Annotated in this window: 13 protein-coding genes; 10 read left to right on the plus strand and 3 right to left on the minus strand. The window is 52.3% G+C overall.

All coding sequences use genetic code 11. The features are described from left to right. Positions 1–291: 291 nt before the first annotated feature. From DWB84_RS04980 to DWB84_RS05000, 5 genes are all read left to right on the plus strand, one after another. Positions 292–1,170, plus strand: a complete 879-nt coding sequence (locus tag DWB84_RS04980; RefSeq protein ID WP_187408614.1) for a response regulator — start codon at positions 292–294, stop codon at positions 1,168–1,170. Continuing rightward, positions 1,167–1,529 (plus strand): PleD family two-component system response regulator, encoded by a 363-nt coding sequence (locus DWB84_RS04985; RefSeq protein WP_187408615.1) that lies wholly within the window; start codon positions 1,167–1,169, stop codon positions 1,527–1,529. Before DWB84_RS04980 ends, DWB84_RS04985 begins: the two co-directional genes overlap by 4 nt. Positions 1,530–1,577: 48 nt before the next feature. Beyond that, complete coding sequence (locus tag DWB84_RS04990; protein WP_187408616.1) at positions 1,578–2,147, plus strand: chemotaxis protein CheW; 570 nt, start codon at positions 1,578–1,580, stop codon at positions 2,145–2,147. A gap of 136 nt (positions 2,148–2,283) precedes the next feature. Beyond that, positions 2,284–4,443, plus strand: coding sequence for a methyl-accepting chemotaxis protein (locus DWB84_RS04995; protein ID WP_187408617.1), 2,160 nt, complete (start codon positions 2,284–2,286; stop codon positions 4,441–4,443). A gap of 30 nt (positions 4,444–4,473) precedes the next feature. Continuing rightward, positions 4,474–7,506 carry a response regulator gene (locus tag DWB84_RS05000; RefSeq protein ID WP_187408618.1) on the plus strand — a complete coding sequence of 1,011 codons (3,033 nt, stop codon included), beginning with the start codon at positions 4,474–4,476 and terminating at the stop codon, positions 7,504–7,506. A gap of 451 nt (positions 7,507–7,957) precedes the next feature. On the opposite strand, the gene DWB84_RS05005 is transcribed toward DWB84_RS05000, so the two are convergent. Then, on the minus strand, positions 7,958–8,290 hold the full coding sequence (locus DWB84_RS05005) for a hypothetical protein (protein WP_187408619.1): 333 nt from the start codon (positions 8,288–8,290) through the stop codon (positions 7,958–7,960). A gap of 139 nt (positions 8,291–8,429) precedes the next feature. On the opposite strand from DWB84_RS05005, the gene DWB84_RS05010 reads away from it, so the two are divergent. Genes DWB84_RS05010 through DWB84_RS05025 form a run of 4 tightly spaced genes read left to right on the plus strand, consistent with a single transcriptional unit; the run spans position 8,430 to position 14,162 of the window. Beyond that, complete coding sequence (locus tag DWB84_RS05010) at positions 8,430–8,825, plus strand: hypothetical protein (RefSeq protein ID WP_187408620.1); 396 nt, start codon at positions 8,430–8,432, stop codon at positions 8,823–8,825. 60 nt (positions 8,826–8,885) lie between these two features. Next, a complete protein-coding gene (locus DWB84_RS05015) occupies positions 8,886–10,118 on the plus strand; it encodes a TolC family protein (RefSeq protein WP_187408621.1) in 1,233 nt (410 codons plus the stop codon). Further along, the gene (locus DWB84_RS05020; RefSeq protein ID WP_187408622.1) at positions 10,115–11,056 is read left to right on the plus strand and encodes an efflux RND transporter periplasmic adaptor subunit; all 942 of its coding nucleotides are present in this window, start codon (positions 10,115–10,117) and stop codon (positions 11,054–11,056) included. Before DWB84_RS05015 ends, DWB84_RS05020 begins: the two co-directional genes overlap by 4 nt. 10 nt (positions 11,057–11,066) lie before the next feature. Beyond that, positions 11,067–14,162: an efflux RND transporter permease subunit gene (locus DWB84_RS05025; protein WP_187408623.1), complete on the plus strand. Its 3,096-nt coding sequence runs from the start codon at positions 11,067–11,069 to the stop codon at positions 14,160–14,162. Here DWB84_RS05025 and DWB84_RS05030 read toward each other — a convergent pair. Next, complete coding sequence (locus DWB84_RS05030; RefSeq protein WP_187408624.1) at positions 14,145–14,978, minus strand: acyl-CoA thioesterase II; 834 nt, start codon at positions 14,976–14,978, stop codon at positions 14,145–14,147. The two genes, DWB84_RS05025 and DWB84_RS05030, sit on opposite strands and share 18 nt — an antisense overlap. 80 nt (positions 14,979–15,058) lie before the next feature. Between DWB84_RS05030 and DWB84_RS05035 the strand changes: the two genes are divergently transcribed. Next, complete coding sequence (locus tag DWB84_RS05035) at positions 15,059–15,676, plus strand: DUF4823 domain-containing protein (protein WP_187408625.1); 618 nt, start codon at positions 15,059–15,061, stop codon at positions 15,674–15,676. A gap of 38 nt (positions 15,677–15,714) precedes the next feature. On the opposite strand, the gene DWB84_RS05040 is transcribed toward DWB84_RS05035, so the two are convergent. Continuing rightward, positions 15,715–17,340: an electron transfer flavoprotein-ubiquinone oxidoreductase gene (locus tag DWB84_RS05040; protein ID WP_187408955.1), complete on the minus strand. Its 1,626-nt coding sequence runs from the start codon at positions 17,338–17,340 to the stop codon at positions 15,715–15,717. Positions 17,341–17,445: the final 105 nt, after the last annotated feature.

Raw genomic sequence — 17,445 nt, forward strand, 5'->3', positions numbered from 1 at the left:
CTGTTAGCATTCCCTAATTTGCGCGAGCGGTCACTTGTTTGAAATTTCAGGTTAAGAAATAGTCATTAATGCACATTGTTTGTTGGCGAGACATACGGTCCCTGGGTTAAACTTACGCGCCATTGAAAAATGGCACTCCCATCTTCGTGCTGGCGCATGCAATTGAATGTGCCGCTGAAAAAATGCCCAATATGTTGCGCAGTTAAACTTTTGGATCTACACAGTTAGAGGTAACGAAGGCATCACTAACAAATAGAGCCTTCACTGGATGCCGAGGTAGAACGGTTGTCAATGCAAAATATAGTTAAAGGTCAGGCAAAGGCGCTCCGGGTTTTCCAGATCGGGGTGGTCGGTGCATCCCGCGATGCTTTTGCAGCGCTAAGTCGCATATTCGGCGTAACCCGATATCGCACTCGCAGCTATCAGGCGGTCCCGCTTGCGGTGAATGCCAAGCAAGTCGATGATGCGATTGATTTCATCATTCTCTGTACCAGCAATCCCAACGTTTTGAATTATTGGCAAAGCCGGCGACCGCAGGGCAAAGCCTTGGGCAGGCCTCTTATCCGAATTGAAAAAGGTGCTGCCGAATCTAAGGACGGATATGTCATCTCCGCACCCGTGAATCCATCGCGTCTCTTACGCCAGTTGGATCAATACACCATCAAGGAAATGAATTTTTTCCCCGAATTCCAGATCGGCAGCGAATCCGACGAATTGTGCGAAACGACTTTGGAAGGGCTCAAACTACTGAAGAAAGATGGCTCTTCTGTTAACAAACGTTATGGTTTGCAGCGCGCATTGGTTGTCGACGACAGTTTGGCAGTGCGCAAACAGATTGAAATCGAATTTGGTTTGCTGGACACTGAAGTTGATTGTGTTGATTCTGCTGAAGCTGCTATAGATGCATCCGCCAAGACCGCCTACGACATTATCTTTATGGATGTTGTGATGCCGGGGATGGATGGATACGCCGCCTGTAAACGGATAAAACGCAGTCCTTTGAATAAAAATACTCCAATCGTACTCTTGACCAGTCGGTCTTCTTCATTCGATAAGATCAAAGGGACCTTGGCCGGGTGCGATACATATTTGGTCAAACCCATCAATCACAATGAGTTTGAGTCCGTAGTAAATAAATACTTTTCAGAAATAAGGACACAGGCAAGATGACAGCTAGCAAAGTATTGGTAGTCGATGATTCCCCAGTTGATCTCGAACACCTGAAATCCATCGTCGAATCGGCAGGCTATCAAGTGATTACTGCCACTAACGGTCGGGAAGCTTACGAAAAAGCGAAAAAAAATCGCCCGGATTTGATTTTGATGGACGTGGTCATGGATGACGTCGACGGCTTTGAAGCTTGCCGCAATATCACCAGCGATCGCGAAACCGGCAATATCCCTGTAGTTTTCGTCACCAGCAAAAATCAAAAAGCAGATCGCGTGTGGGGTGAATTGCAAGGCGGTCGGGGCATGATCACCAAGCCTTATTCAAAAGAACAAATTCTCAACACCATCAGCGCGATTTAAAAATAACTGCAGTGCCAACTGCGGACGCTCCTCTTCTAGGGTAGATTTGTGGAAATAAGACATCCCGGCGCAAACGGAGGAGCGCCAGACGAACGATGGGAACTCGCGGAATACGCCCTTTCTTTTACTACCGATCGACCGGCGGCCAGTGCATCGGTCGCCGCTCGCTGTTACGGCTTTACGATTTCAGATCAGCATTTTTTATTGGCAGAGGGTCAAGCGGCCGAGCTTATTAGCCAGCCCGTATTCACGCCAATGCCCAATACCCCCGAACACTGTTTGGGGCTCGCCAATGTGCGCGGCAACATAGTGCCTTATTACACAATACGAATTTTCCTTAATTCTGCATTGGATCAAGTCCAGGAATCGCATCGCTATGCGCTTTTGGTCGGCGATGCGATTAACGGTGTTTTGCTCGCTCTGGACGCAAAACCCACGGCGGTTCTGCGTGATTCTTTGCAGCGAAACCCACAGCCGAGTTCTAAACTTGGTGAATTTCCGCAGACGCTTATTAAAGGTTATTTTGTAGCGCAAGAGCGTGAGTGGGTAATGCTGGACACGCAAAAGCTGATGCAATTTTTGGCGAGTGCGGAACTTTCTCGCGAGCGAAATATTTGATTCGTTCGCATGGTAATGACATCTGCAGCGCTGCTTTATAAAAGAGTGCGCTGCGAAAGACCGATAAACCTTGGAATGCGCGCAGTAGGGCGGTCGGTCGAAATTTGTTGATTTAATCCGCTGACAGGTATCAATCATGGTGATTTCAACCCTTCGCATATCGCAAAAGATCATGCTGCTGGTGGCAGGTCTGGCATTTGGTTTCGTGGCGATTGGTATTGCCTACTTTGCGCAGATGTCGACTGAGCAGGCAATTCAGGAGCAGCGCGCGGAACTTGCCGAGCACGAATCCGTGCTGAATGCTGCGCGAATGGATGTGGTGGAACTGAACCGACTCCTGGTGGAATCCACTTTATTGCGCGATGCCAGCCTGCGAGAGAATCAAAATTCACTCAAAAACGACTTGCAGAATAAGTTGTCCGCCTTGAGCGCGCGTGGGACCCAGATCGGTATCTCTGGCGATTTGCGGGAAATTCAGACTTTGCTGCAAGGCTATGACAAGGTTTATCAGGAAATCACCACTCATTTGACTGTATTAGGTAATCGCCCTGAAGCGGATGCGCAAAATTCTGGTCTGCGCGCAGAATTGGCGGATTCAGCGAATAACTTGGAGAATGCAATCCGCGATTCTGGCAACGTCGCTCTGTTCGCCAATTATTTGCGCTTGCGTGAACGCGAAGCTGGCTTTTTGAGTCGCCAAAACGAGCAGAGCCTGGCTGAGTTTGAGCGTCAAGCCTCCAGCTTCTTTGGGGAGGTATCTGTCGCCAATATCGCGGAAGTACAAAAAAATCAGATCCGATCCGCAGCGGAAAATTATTCCAGCAAACTCAACGCGGTCGCAGAAGTCGGCTTAAAAATTACTGCGCTCGAGCGCCAGCTGCGCGACACAGGAACAAAATTGTCAGCCGCTATGGCGAGTGTCGGTCAGCATTTGCGTGAATACGCCAGCCGGGTGACGGAAGAAACAGCCTACAAATCTCAGGTCGCGATGGTGACCTTCGTGGGCTTGGGCTTCCTGGTTGTAATGGCGGTAGCGGTCGGGGTTTTCTTCATTTATCGCAGTATCGTTTTCCCGATGGCGCATATTCAGAACGTGATCCGCCGTATTAACAAAGGCAATTTGAAAGCGCGTGTGCGTTTGCTGCAACAAGATGAATTGGGAGACTTGGGGCGCGCCTTCAACGTTTTGCTGGATGAACGAATTCGCACTCTGGAAGAGCAGGCTCTGGAAAATGAGCAGCTCAACAACTCCATTATTTCGCTGATTCGCGCCCTGGGTGCGATTGCGCAGAAAAACCTCACCATCAAGGTGCCTGTGTCCGCGGACATTACCGGTACCATTTCCGACGCGGTAAACCTGTTGACCACGGAAACCGCCAAGACACTGGCGCAGGTAAAAGATATTTCCGAACAGGTAAACGCAATTTCCGACTTGCTGCAGCGTCAATCCAGTGCGGTAGTGCGCGTGGCGGAAGATGAGCGCAAACAGGTAATGGCAACCAGTAAAGCGCTGGATATGGCAGCTCGCGCCATGAACGAAATTGCTTCGCGCGCGGAGACTGCGGACAACATTGCAACCAAAACCATTGCCGACACGCAGCAAGCGCGCGACGCGGTAATGCGCACGGTGAAGGGTATTCAAACTATCCGCGAAACCATTTCGGAAACGGAAAAACGGATCAAGCGTCTGGGTGATCGCTCACAGGAAATTTCCGGTATCGTGAACTTGATTAACACCATCGCTGAACGAACCCACATTCTGGCGTTGAACGCGAGTATGCACGCGGCATCGGCGGGTGAGGCGGGTAAAGGCTTCGCGGTGGTTGCGGACGAGGTTCAGCGATTGGCGGAAAACGCGCGGGAAGCGACTGCAGAAATTGCGTCGATGGTAAACAATATTCGGGTGGAAACCTCGGATACGGTAAACATCATGAACAAACTGATTGCCGAGGTGGCCGAAGGTACGCGCTTGGGTGAACAGGCGGAAAAACGCATGGAAATTACTGAAGATGCCACGCGCCAGCTGGTGGAGACCGTACAGGTTATTTCCCACAGCTCGGTGCAGCAGGCGCAGATTTCCAACAAAATTCGCGACCGCGCCAACATTATTCGCCACTTTACGGAAAAAACCGGTGGCGAATTGGTGCAGCAGAAACACCATACCGACAGCTTGAAACATTTCGCCGAAGTCTTGTTGGAGAGGGTAAACGTCTTTATCCTGCCGGACAATCTGTCGACGCCGGTGCTGCACGAGCCTGTTGCTGAGTTGCCGGAACCCGTATCGAAAGTCGGTTAATTCATTCTGCTGATCAGAGGTCCAAGACCTGTGGCAATTTCTTCGCAACAACAAGAGCTTGTTGATCTGCTGCGCAACGAACTGGCGGAAATCATCAGCAGTGATTTTTCACCGCTGAGCGGTGATGATCCGTCAGCGCGTCTCGACCGTTTGGAAGAGTTTGAAGGGCAGGCGGAAAATATTGGCAACGCCGCGCGCTTAGTGGGATTGGAAGGAGTTGCCTCCGCCTGTGAGCGATTGATGCAAAATTTTCAGTCACTGGCGGCGCAAGGGCAGCCTTTAACGGAAAAACTCTACTCCTTGGTGCAATCTTGGCCGGTGATGATTCTCGGCTATCTGCAATATCTGGGCGATGAAAAAAACGAACCTCAATCGGTTGAGACTTTGTTGACCTACTTGGCCGATTCCTCCTGGCCACAACCGCTGAACGACAATGAAATGGCGGCGCTGGCCGAACAATTCAAAGGCTCTACCGTCGTGCTCGACGAGCCGTCTGTTCATTATCCCGATGAAGTGACCGATGAAATGACTTCGTTGGCTGTGGCCGACGACATCAATCCGGAACTTTTGCGCGGTTTGCTGACGGAATTGCCTAATCAGGTATCGGCTTTCGACCGCGCGGTCGAGCAGTACCTGATTATGGAAGATGATGTGCAATTGCGAATTGCACAACGTATTGCCCACACCCTTAAAGGCGCTGCTAACGTGGTGGGCATCCAGGGCATCGCCAACCTGACGCACTATCTGGAAGACTTGCTGGAAATCTGCGCCAAGCAGAAAAAGACATATCCACAACTGGGTTATGTACTGCAGGACGCCGCTGATTGTCTTTCCAGCATTTCCGAATTTCTGGTGGGAATTGGTCCGCGACCGACAGATCTGTACGATGTGATGAGCGCAGTGCTCAAATTATTGCGCCAGATTGAGTCTGGCGCTGTCGAGATCGAAGAAATATCTCAGCCTGCACCGAATAATGTTGTGCCCTTTACCGGGCGCGCGGCGGAAAAAGTCGAGTCACAGGATTCACCTGTCTACACCGTACCTGAAGAGGTTGAGGCGAGCGACAATATCCCGTTACTCGAAGATATTTATCACCGGCCCGGAAATTCCTCTGCGCAAGCCAGTGTCGAGAATGTTGAACCCGAGCCTCCCAAGGTTAGTGAAACTGCCGCTGAATACGTTGCGCCAGCAATAAAATCATCTGTTGAAGCTCCGGCTGATCCTGAAGTTTTTGATACCACGTTAAATATCACTGAGGCGCAAGCGCAGGAATTGTTGCGCCTGAGCGGTGAAAGTCAGATCGGCAATACACAGATTCTCAGCCGCTTGGATGTGGTGTTGTCCGGTGTGCGCGCGGCGGAAAATTATCACGCGCAATTGCGCCAATTGGCGCAGGATCTCGAACGACTTTTGGAATTGCAGACTGCTATGGCCGCGGCTATGAGCGGCGTTCAAGGGGAGGAAATGGACCCCTTGGAGCTGGAGCGCTACAACGAGCTGAACAGTTTTGCCAGCCAATTACACGAAGTGACCACCGACGCCCACGAAGCCTTTATCGATTTGGAAGGCGAAGTCCGGTCACTAAAAAACCTCGTGGTGAACCAACGGCAATTGGGTTTTGAATCGCAAGAATTATTGCTGAATATCCGTATGTTGCCAGTCAGTGTATTCAGTAGCCGCTTTACCCGCTGTGTGCGCCAGGCGGCGCGTTTGACCAATAAATCAGCGGTGCTCGAAATCAAGGGCGAAGATGTTTTGGTGGACAGCAAGGTGTTGACCACCTTGGTGGACCCCATCATGCATTTGCTGCGCAATGCCGTGGACCACGGCCTGGAAAGTGCGGAAGAACGCGCGGCATGCGGCAAACCTGCGAACGGGCGCATTATTTTGGAATTCAATCGGGCTGGCGATACGGTGGTGGTGAACTGTCGCGATGATGGTCACGGATTGGATTACGCCGCTATTGCGCACGCAGCGGTGGAGCGGGGAATTGTTCCGCAAGGCACGCGCCTGAGTATCGCAGACCTCAATGCTTTGATCTTGTCGCCAGGGTTTTCCACTCGCCGGGAAGTTACTCAAACATCGGGACGCGGTGTCGGTTTGGACGTGGTAAATGAGCAAATCCGTCTGCTCAAAGGAACCCTCACCATCAACAGCCAGGAAGGGCGTGGCACGACCTTTACTCTGGTTGCGCCCATGAGTATTTTGTCCGCCCATACTTTGGTGGTGCGCGTGGGCGAGCATGAGGTCAGCGTGGTTTCCCGTGCGCTGGAGCAGATTGTTTATCTCGACCAGGAGCGCATCGAAAAACGCGGCGAGCGCCAGTTTTATCGTTTGCAGGGCGAGGACGAGGGTGAACCATTGCCGCTGTTCCGCCTGGACGATCTGATTTTTATGAATACCCGCCGGGCAGAGCGATACAGCGCGCTTATAGTGCTACGCAACCGCGAAGGTCGCCGCTGCGGTGTGATGGTGGAATCGGTCAAATCCAGTGAAGAGCAGATCATCAAACCTTTGAGCCGCGCTACCTATAAAGTACCGGGTGTGGTGGGCGCCACCATTCTTGGTGACGGTCGGGTATCACCGGTAGTGGATCTTTACGAATTGCCGGGACTGGTGATCGCCGATAATGGCGGGGAAGCCTGGCGGCAACGCTTCGAACAACGTCTACGGCATCTGGAGGAGGATGTTGTAAAAGAACGTCCTGTGGCGCTGGTCGTCGATGACTCCTTGAGTGCACGCCGTTCATTGGCGCAGTTCGTCGGTGATATGGGCATGGAAGTGTACACAGCAAAAGATGGTTTCGAAGCTATCCAAATTATTCAGCAGCGTATTCCTTCGGTCATTCTGGTGGATCTGGAAATGCCGCGTATGAACGGTTTGGAACTGACCAGCCACTTGCGCGCCAACGACGAAACCAAAGACATTCCGATCATTATGATTACTTCACGTGCAACGGAAAAACACCGCTCCATGGCAGCGCGCGTCGGGGTGAATTCCTATCTCAATAAACCCTGGACGGATGAGGAATTGTTGAATTCCATTCAAGCGCAAATTGCGTAGGTCCGATGTCTGTGCTTGGTAGTGACCTACGCTTGGTTAGTGCTTGCCAGCTTAAAAACTGACAAAATAAAAAATAAATCATATTTTTATTTATGGTTTAAAAAGCCATAAATAAAAAAAGCCCGATGCTCGGGGGAACATCGGGCCAGGACCATTAGGAGTGAAACATAAGGACTTTCATCCTCACCGAGCTACTCCAGAGTAGCTCTCCTGATGCGCTGCACTTGGGGGGATGAGCACATCAGTTAATTTAAGTATCGAGCATTCCTCGAATTTTTCCAGTCGATTATTAAATCGATTGGCAATGCTTACCTTGTTAATTCCAGCGACTTGGCATAAATCGGAAAAATATGTCAAAAATCCATCACTTATCCTGCGATAAGTGGCTGCTTATAAAAAACTAAATAAAAATCAGAAGAATCCAGGATGGTGGTGAAGGATTCTCGGCTGGTCAGCGCAGATTCAAAAGCTGCATAACCGCAGGCAACTCTTGTTCCAGATGACTGGCGGTAGATGAGCGCAGAACCCAGTGTTGCAAGTTGGTTTGCAGAGTTTTCAGCTTGATATGGCTTTTGCGAAACGCGGCTGTAATCGGCTCGTAAGCCATGTAGTGATCTTCTATGCTGAGTTTGGCAAGCTCGCTGATTTCCCCGTGCAGGGTGCTGATGATGTCGTAGATCACGTCCTTATGAGCGATATCCGAAGCTTCCCAATAGGCGTTGTCGAGAATTTGCAACAGGGTTTCCAGGCTCCTAGCAGCGTCGGCAACGGTGATGCGGTCCATTAGGGCTCCTCGAATAAAAGAGTTAATTCGGCCTTAAGTATAGACATCAATCGGCCAGCAATAAGTCAGCGCCAGCATTTTTATTTCGCCGCCGTTGCGGCTCGTATTTTGAAATCGAGCAGAGTACCGGGTATTCTGCTTGGCACCTCCACTTTTGGATGAGCAGCCGATGGTGCGCTCCAATTCTTCGAGATATCTGCTGTTTGCTGCCCTGGTTATGTGGTTGTTGACTGGTTGGGCGGGTGCGCGCGGACATTTTTGCTTTGATGGAAACGAGCCGCCGATGTCCGTGCATATGGAATTGGTTGGCGACCATCCGGAGCATTCTTCGGCCGATGTTCATATGGATGTTGATGTGGATTTATGGCAGCTGATGAAAGCCGGGCAATTCTGGTTCTGGGTATTAATCAGTGTCGTTGGATTTCCGCTTTTATATCTCCTCCCATTGGGCGTTGCCCCGCCGCGAAATGCCGGTTTAACCGCACAGCAAAATTCCTATTTTGTCCCGCCGCTCCGCGCTCCTCCCTGTCGTTAATTCGAGTTTCCCTTTTCGCGAAGAATCGTTCGGGTATTCGTATTACACAGGTACGCAAAAATGAAAAAGCGTTGTTCCCTCGCCGCGGCGATGCTGTGCTTATCGCTGCTGGCGGCTTATGCAAGTGCGGAGTCTTTAAGCCTCGCCGATGCTCTGCGAAGCGCGCTGCACAATCATCCGGATTTGCAGGCGTATTCACTTAAAGGCCAGGTGGCCACAGCCGAAATTGCGACAGCTGAATTAGGGCCACCTGCTCAGATCAATCTCGAAATCGAAAATCTCGCCCATTCCAAAACTAGTGATACGGTGGAACTCACGCTGACCTTCAGTTCTTTAATCGAGCGAAAAGGACAGCGTCACGCACGCAAAGCGATCGCTACGGCGCATCAGCAACGGCTTGCAGATGAGCAGCGGGTTGCCGCTTTGGATGTGTTGGCGCGAGTAAACCAGGCATTTGTTGAGCTGCTGGCTGCCCAGGCGCGTCAGGAGTTGGCGGAAGAGGCGGAACGGGTGAGTGCCGCTGCGCTGACAGCTGTTGAGCGTATGGCGCGCGCAGGCAGTGTGGCTGTCACGGATGTATTGCGCGCTCGTGTTGCCCTGGAAAAGCACCGCATCGCAAAAGCAGGCGCGCAACATAAAGTGACTGCCCAGGCGCAGGCTCTGAGTTTTGCCATGGGAGCTGTGCATGAGGTCACTCGCGCCAATGGCGATTTCTGGTCATTGTCTACAACCCCGCCGTTGGCAGAGTTGATAGTGAAGGCGCGAAATAATCCGGATCTCGAACTACTCGCTGCGGATTTACGTGTGCGCGACGCCGAGTTAACCAGCGCCGATCTTTCCGCCAAAACCAATGTGGAGTGGCAGGCCGGAGTTCGCTACCTGCAGGAGGCAGACGCCACAGCGCTGGTGTTCGGAGTGAGTATGCCGTTGGGAGCTGCGAGCCGCAGTCGCGGTACCGTGGCCAAGTTAAGAGCCGAGCGAGATATCAGCGCTTTGACAGTAGTCAATGCGGAAGCGGTTATGACCCGCCGAGTTCGTCAAATGTACTCCGCTTATATACAGGCTTTCACTGAGGCGACGGCCATACGCGGGCAAGTCTTGCCGCTTATTGAGGAGTGGGTAAAGGAGGCCACCAGCAACAACCGCCAGGGGCGTCTCGACGCATTGTCGGTACTGCAGGCGCAGCAGGAGTTGATCGATGCCAGAGCCTCGCTGATCGAATCGACGCTTGCCGCTCATCTCGCCTTGATTGAACTAGACCGCCTGACTGCATCCCTGGAGGCCATCCCATGATCCGCCTGATTGTTTTGACGCTTTTGTGTGGTTTGGTAGCGTGCGAAGCGAACCGTGATCATCATGAACATGACCATGAGTCCCATACACATGAGCACGATCACGAACATGACCACGACGAATCTGGCGTGGTGGAAATCGCCGAAACACACGGTATTCGTGTAGCGCCGGCGGAGCCGGGTGAGGTGCGAGAGACTGTGGCGCTGCTCGGCAAAGTTGTGCCGTCGCCAGAGCGCGTCAGCCACGTGGAAGCCCGCTATCCGGGGCTGATCCGTCGGGTTGAGGCAAATATTGGCGAGCACATTAAAGCAGGGCAGATATTGGCGACGGTCGAATCCAATGAAAGCCTGCGCGAATACACCGTTCCGGCGCCGATTAACGGCGTTGTCATAGATCGCCACGCCAATACAGGAGAATTTACCGGCAGTCGGGTGCTGTTCACTCTGGCGGATTACAGCTCATTGGTTTTGGAGCTTCCGGTTTTTCCCCAGGAGGCCGCCCGTATTCGGGTTGGCCAGCCAGTGTTATTGCAATCCCATGGGCGCTCGGCAGCTGCTGTTATTTCATCCCTTACACCTCAAGAAACGGGTGCGCCTGTAGTTGTTGCCCGCGCTGAACTGGATAACGGGGAAGGGCGGTGGGCAGCTGGGGAAATGCTTAATGCGCTGGTTGAGATTGGTCGCACTCCTGTGGCGGTACGTATCGAAAATTCGGCAATCCAGCCGATAAAAGGCCGCACCAGTATTTTTGTGGAAGTAGGGCAAGGCGAACATCAGGGCGAGCGCTTATTCGAAGCGCGCGCTATCGTTCTCGGCCGCACCGACAGCCAATTTTCTGAAGTGTTGGAAGGTTTGCATCCCGGCGAGCTTTATGTGGCGGAAAATTCTTATGTCCTGAAAGCCGAACTGGAAAAATCCAGCGCGGCCCATGAGCACTGAGGGCAGGGCAATGATTGACGCCATTTTGCTCGCTTCAATCCGCCAGCGTTGGATAGTTATCACCATAGTGCTGTTGATCGCTGCTTTAGGCGCCTGGAGCCTTACCCGTCTACCGGTGGATGCGGTGCCGGATATCACCAATATTCAGGTGCAAATCAATACCGAAGCGCCCGGTTATTCTCCGTTGGAAGTGGAGCAGCGGATAACCTGGCCGGTGGAAACGGCGCTCGCCGGTATGCCCGGGCTCGATTACACCCGTTCCCTGTCCCGCTACGGCTTATCCCAGGTGACTGTGGTGTTTGAGGAAGGCACCGATATTCACTTTGCCCGCAACTTGATCGACCAGCGCCTGTCGGCCATTCGCAACTCTTTGCCTGCAGGAGTGGAGCCTGCCATGGGACCATTGGCGACGGGACTCGGCGAAATTTTTATGTACACCCTCGAAGCGCAAGATCCGCAACGCTTCAACGCCACGGATTTGCGCGAGCTGCACGACTGGGTGGTGCGCCCACAATTGCTCCAGGTAAAAGGTGTGGCAGAGATCAACGCCATGGGCGGCCACCGCCGCCAGTACCACATAACTCCGGACCCGGTGAAGTTGCTGCAGTGGGGTCTGTCGTGGCACGACCTGGTCAGCGCAGTCGCCGCGAGCAATGTCAATCGTGGCGCGGGTTATCTGGAGCGCAACGGGCAGCAATTGCTGGTTCGGGTGCCCGGTCAATTCTTATCGCTCGAAGACATCAAAACCTTGCTAATACCCACGGCCAATGGTCCGGTGTCTCTGACGCAAGTGGCGGACGTTGGAGAAGGGCAGGAATTGCGCACAGGCGCGGCAACCGCAAATGGCCGCGAAACCGTACAGGGAACCGTATTGATGCTGGTGGGAGAAAATCCGCGCCGAGTTGCGTGGGATTTGGCGGAGCGGCTGGAGCAGGTGAATTTATCCTTGCCCGAAGGCGTTACCGCTACAGCACTCTACGATCGCACGCGTCTGGTGGACAGCACCATCGCCACTGTGCGCACCAACTTGCTCGAAGGTGCTCTGTTGGTAATTGCCGTTTTATTTTTACTGCTCGGCAATTTGCGCGCGGCGCTGATTACAGCGGCGGTGATTCCATTGTCCATGTTGCTGACGGCCATCGGTATGGTGGAAGTCGGCATACCTGCAAATTTGATGAGTTTAGGCGCGCTGGACTTTGGTTTGATCGTCGATGGCGCGGTGATCATTGTGGAAAACTGCATTCGCCGACTTTCGGAAGCACAACGCCAAACCACTCTGTCCCTGGCCGAACGATTGCATTTGACCTTTCAAGCCACACGCGAAGTGATTCGTCCGAGTTTATTGGGTGTGGGCATTATTACCTTGGTATATGTGCCGATTTTTACCTTGAGCGGCGTCGAGGGAAAAATGTTTCACCCCATGGCTGCCACTGTTGTGATGGCCTTGATTGCGGCCATGATTTTGGCTTTGACATTTGTTCCAGCAGCGGTTGCTTTATTGGTGCGCGGCGGAAAAGTTGAGGGCGAAAATTCTTTATTAAATATTCTCAAATCGGCTTATCAGCGTGCTTTAACCAGAGTTTTACGTATGCCAGTTGCAGTACTTTTGCTGGCAATCATTCTCGTATTTTTTGCCGGATTTATTGCAACGCGCCTCGGCTCCGAGTTTTTGCCGCAATTGGACGAAGGTGATATAGCGCTGCACGCGTTGCGCATCCCAGGGACTAGCTTGCAGCAAGCGGTGGATATGCAAATTCTGGTTGAAGAGCGTTTAAAAAAATTTCCGGAAGTCGCAGCGGTGTTCAGCAAAATCGGTACAGCGGAAATTGCGACTGATCCCATGCCGCCATCGGTTGCGGATACCTTTGTGATGTTAAAACCTCAATCTGAATGGCCAAATCCTGCACGCAGTAAAGAAGATCTTCTCGCGGATATGCGCCAATCCTTGCAAACACTTCCGGGCAATAATTACGAATTTACTCAACCGATCGAAATGCGTTTCAACGAATTGATTTCCGGTGTGCGCGCAGATTTGGGAATCAAAATATTCGGTGATGATTTGATGGAATTGCAGCGTCTTGCCGCAGAAATTTTTGCAATCGTGCAAACCGTTTCCGGTGCTGCCGACGCGCGCGTGGAGCAAGTGACCGGTTTGCCACTGATGGAAGTCGTGCCGGACCGTCAGCGTTTAGCGGCTTATGGACTGTCGGTAGCGGATGTGCAGGATGTAGTTGCAACTGCTATTGCAGGCAAACCAGCGGGGCAGATGTTCGATGGCGATCGTCGCATCGATTTAGTTGTGCGCTTGCCGGAAAATCTGCGCAATCCGCAAACCCTTGAAGATCTGCCATTGCCAATTTCTCTTGCGCCGGGATTTATTCCATTGCGCGAGGTGGCAAATTTGCAATGGGTGGATGCTCCGAACCAAATCAGCCGGGAAAATGGCAAACGTTTGATAATTGTCACCGCCAATGCGCGCGGACGGGATCTCGGTTCATTTGTTGAGGATATTCGCGCACGCGTCAGTCGCCAGGTGAAATTGCCAGTGGGTTACTGGGTGGAATACGGCGGAACCTTTCAACAGCTGAAATCCGCCCAGGCGCGTTTGGCATTAGTGGTGCCAATTACTTTGGTGCTTGTTCTGGTGTTACTGGTGCTCGCATTGGGATCGTTTACAGACTCCCTGATGATTTTTACTTGCGTGCCTCTAGCTTTAACCGGCGGTGTACTTTCCTTATGGATTCGCGATATGCCGTTTTCCATTTCCGCTGGGGTCGGCTTTATCGCGCTCTCGGGAATTGCGGTTTTGAACGGCTTGGTGTTGATGACTTTTATGCAGGCGAAAAGGCGCGAGCACCCCGCATTACAGACGGCTGTTATCGAAGGTGCGCTTTTGCGCTTGCGGCCAGTGCTGATGACTGGATTGGTGGCTGCGCTGGGCTTTCTGCCAATGGCCTTTAACACGGGAGTGGGCGCCGAAGTTCAGCGCCCTTTGGCGACTGTGGTCGTCGGCGGTATCGCCTCATCGACCTTGCTGACCTTGTTTGTGTTGCCGGCCTTGTTCAGCCTGGTCTACCGCCGTTCGCAATTAGGCTTTAGGGCGTAGCCGCAAGATGCCTTCCTGGCAAACAGAGGCGACTATCTGGTCCTTCTGGTCGTATACAGTGCCGCGGCAAAAACCGCGTCCGTCGCCAGCCCAGGGGCTTTCTGTCAAATATTGATGCCAATCGTTAAACGTGGGTTGGCGATGGAACCAGATGGAGTGGTCCATGCTGGCCGGGAACACATCGCCGGAAAACAGCGTGGTCGGGTGGGGCATCATGGCTGTGGCGAGCAAGCCAACATCGGAGGCAAAAGCCAGTGCACAATAGTGGTAGAGGGGATCATCCGGGAGTGTTTCATTGCAACGCACCCAAAATTGTGCCGAAGCTTCGCTCGCTTCTTTACCGAAAATATTGCGGCTATAAGGCACAAAATCGATAGGCGATACACCGAGCTGGCGAAATTCTTTTGCCGTTGCAATGCTGTGTTCGTCCTGCTGTTCGAGCAGTTTTTCCGGTGGGATATTGTGTGCAGGTTTGCTGCTTTGGTGCTCGTATCCAGGCTCGTGTTTATGAAACGAAGCCTGCATATTAAAAATTACTTCGCCTTCCTGAATAGCTCGTACTGCGCGCGATGAAACGGAATTGCCGTCGCGCAAATTTTCTACCCAGTATTCAACTGGCGTATCGACATTCCCCGCCCGCATAAAATAGGCGTGCAGCGAATGCACGGGTCGGTTGCGTACGGTACGTCCCGCTGCCATCAGGGCTTGTGCCAGGACTTGTCCGCCAAAAATGGTTTTTCGAAAGCTTTCTTGATGGTTACGAGTGGTAAAACGATGGGATCCGATGGGTTGAAGATCCAAAAGCTGTGCAAGCATAAAAAGAATTCCGCCAATGAGGACTCAAAAGAAAGGACTTGCGGCCGATAACCTGTAGCGTTTCGTCGTCAGGAGGCCATGTGAGTCATATTTCATGTCTTAGTGTAGCTGCTCGTGCGAGTAGGGTTCTGATAATTAATCTGCTGATTTTCGCCATGCTTGGCTGTACGGTTCAACACACGCGTGAAGTGACACGTTCCACACTTGAGGAATTGGGTTTGCGCTCTTCGGTTGAAGTCAGTCGCACCAATTTTTGGGTTCTCCCCCACAGCACAAAAATCGTTTTGTCCCGCACCGCTTTAAGTGAAGGGTTAAACAGCGAATTTCCGCGTTTGCGAAAGCAGCTCGACGAATTATTCGTAGTTGCGACGCGCGAAAAGTTTCCTCTGGTGCTGCAGCAAGATACTGAAATGTCGATTCCCGCAGCTTTGCTTGCCGCGCAATGCTCCAATGCAGATGTACTTTTGTATTTGACGCTGCGCCAAGCAGACGACAAAGAAGGTATTTGGAATAAAGATCGTCTGGAATTGGTTTTAACGGTATTGGATGTGCGTTCTGGCAGGGTTCTGGATACCTTGATGACACAGAGTGGCAGCGGATGGCCGGACTGGAGCGAACATAAAGTGGCATCCCTGGTAAAGCCTTCTGTACACGCCATGATCTCGCAACTGCATGCGCGAGAAACCGCTGCCCGTTAAGGCAGCGGTGCTTTCATAACATTTTCGGATAATTGGCGTTACATATTCGGATAATTGGGACCGCCGCCGCCCTCGGGCGTTACCCAGGTAATGTTTTGTGCCGGGTCTTTAATATCGCAGGTTTTGCAGTGGACGCAGTTCTGCGCATTGATCTGGAAGCGCGGCTTGCCATCTTCCCCCGTCAGCACCTCATATACGCCCGCTGGGCAATAACGCTGCGCAGGCTCGGCAAATTCCGGCAGGTTTTTGCTGATCGGAATCTCCGGCGAGGTCAGGCGCAAATGGCAGGGCTGGTCTTCTTCGTGGTTGGTGTTTGACAGATACACGGACGACAAACGATCGAAGCTGATAACCCCATCTGGCTTGGGATATTGAATCGGCTTGGAATCCGCTGCGCGTTTTAATTGCGCATGGTCAGCGACAGGATCGGACAGAGTCCAGGGCAATTTGCCGTTGAATATATTGATATCGAAAAACGCGTAAGCTCCTCCCCAGAATGGGCCCCATTTATGTATCGCGGGACCGAAATTGCGCTGGGTATGCAATTCTTTCCACGCCCAACTGTTGCGATATTCCTCGGCAAATTCCGCCAAATCATCATTGGCGCGTTCACTGGTAATAGCGCGCACCACAACCTCCGCGGCGATCATGCCGCTTTTCATGGCAGTGTGTGAGCCTTTGATTTTGGCGAAATTCAAGGTCCCTGCATCATCACCAATCAATAAACCGCCGGGAAAATGCATTTTCGGCTGCGACTGCAAGCCACCTTTGGTAATCGCCCGCGCGCCATACGCCAAACGCTGTCCGCCGGTGAGAGTCTGCTTGATCACCGGGTGATGTTTGTAGCGTTGAAATTCTTCGAATGGATTGAGATAAGGATTGTTGTACGCCAGGTCGGTTATCAAGCCGACAGCCACTTGATGATCTTCAATGTGATAAAGAAAACCGCCGCCTGTCGCGCCGTTTTCCGACAGTGGCCAGCCTGCGGTATGAACCACCAAGCCTTCTTGGTGCTGTTGCGGCGGAATTTTCCAGATTTCCTTTATGCCGATGCCGTAATGCTGCGGCTCCGCATCTTTGTCCAAGCCGAAATGCGCAATCAATTTTTTACCGAGATGACCGCGGCAGCCTTCAGCGAAAAGGGTATATTTCGCGTGCAATTCCATGCCCTGTGTATAGCTGGACTTCGGCTCGCCTTTGGCATCGACACCCATATCGCCAATCAAAATGCCTTTCACCGCGCCGTTTTCATCAAACAAGGTTTCGGCGGCGGCGAAGCCTGGGAAGATTTCAACCCCGAGCTCTTCGGCCTGCTGGCTCAACCAGCGGCACAGGTTGGCCAGACTGATGATGTAGTTGCCATGGTTGTGCATGGTCTTGGGCGCAGCCCAGCCAGGAATAGGGCTACTTTTTTCTCCATTGCTCAACCAGAGAATATGATCTGCCGTCACGGCGGTTTTCACTGGGGCTTGGCGTTCGCGCCAGTCCGGAAAGAGTTCCTGCAGTGCGTTCGGGTCGAACACGGCCCCCGACACAATATGGGCTCCTACTTCGGAGCCTTTTTCCACCACACAGACGCTGATGTCACTATTGAGTTGTTTGATTCGACAAGCAGCCGCCAGTCCCGCAGGACCTGCACCGACCACTACTACGTCGTAGGGCATTGATTCTCGTTCCACCCGAAACTCCTTATATGATGTTTATGCACTAAGTATACGCGTAATAAAGCTTTTTATCGGCAAGCGCTCTCTCTTAGCGGGTTGACCGCG

This window comes from Saccharophagus sp. K07, assembly GCF_014336955.1.
Classification (GTDB): domain Bacteria; phylum Pseudomonadota; class Gammaproteobacteria; order Pseudomonadales; family Cellvibrionaceae; genus UBA5868.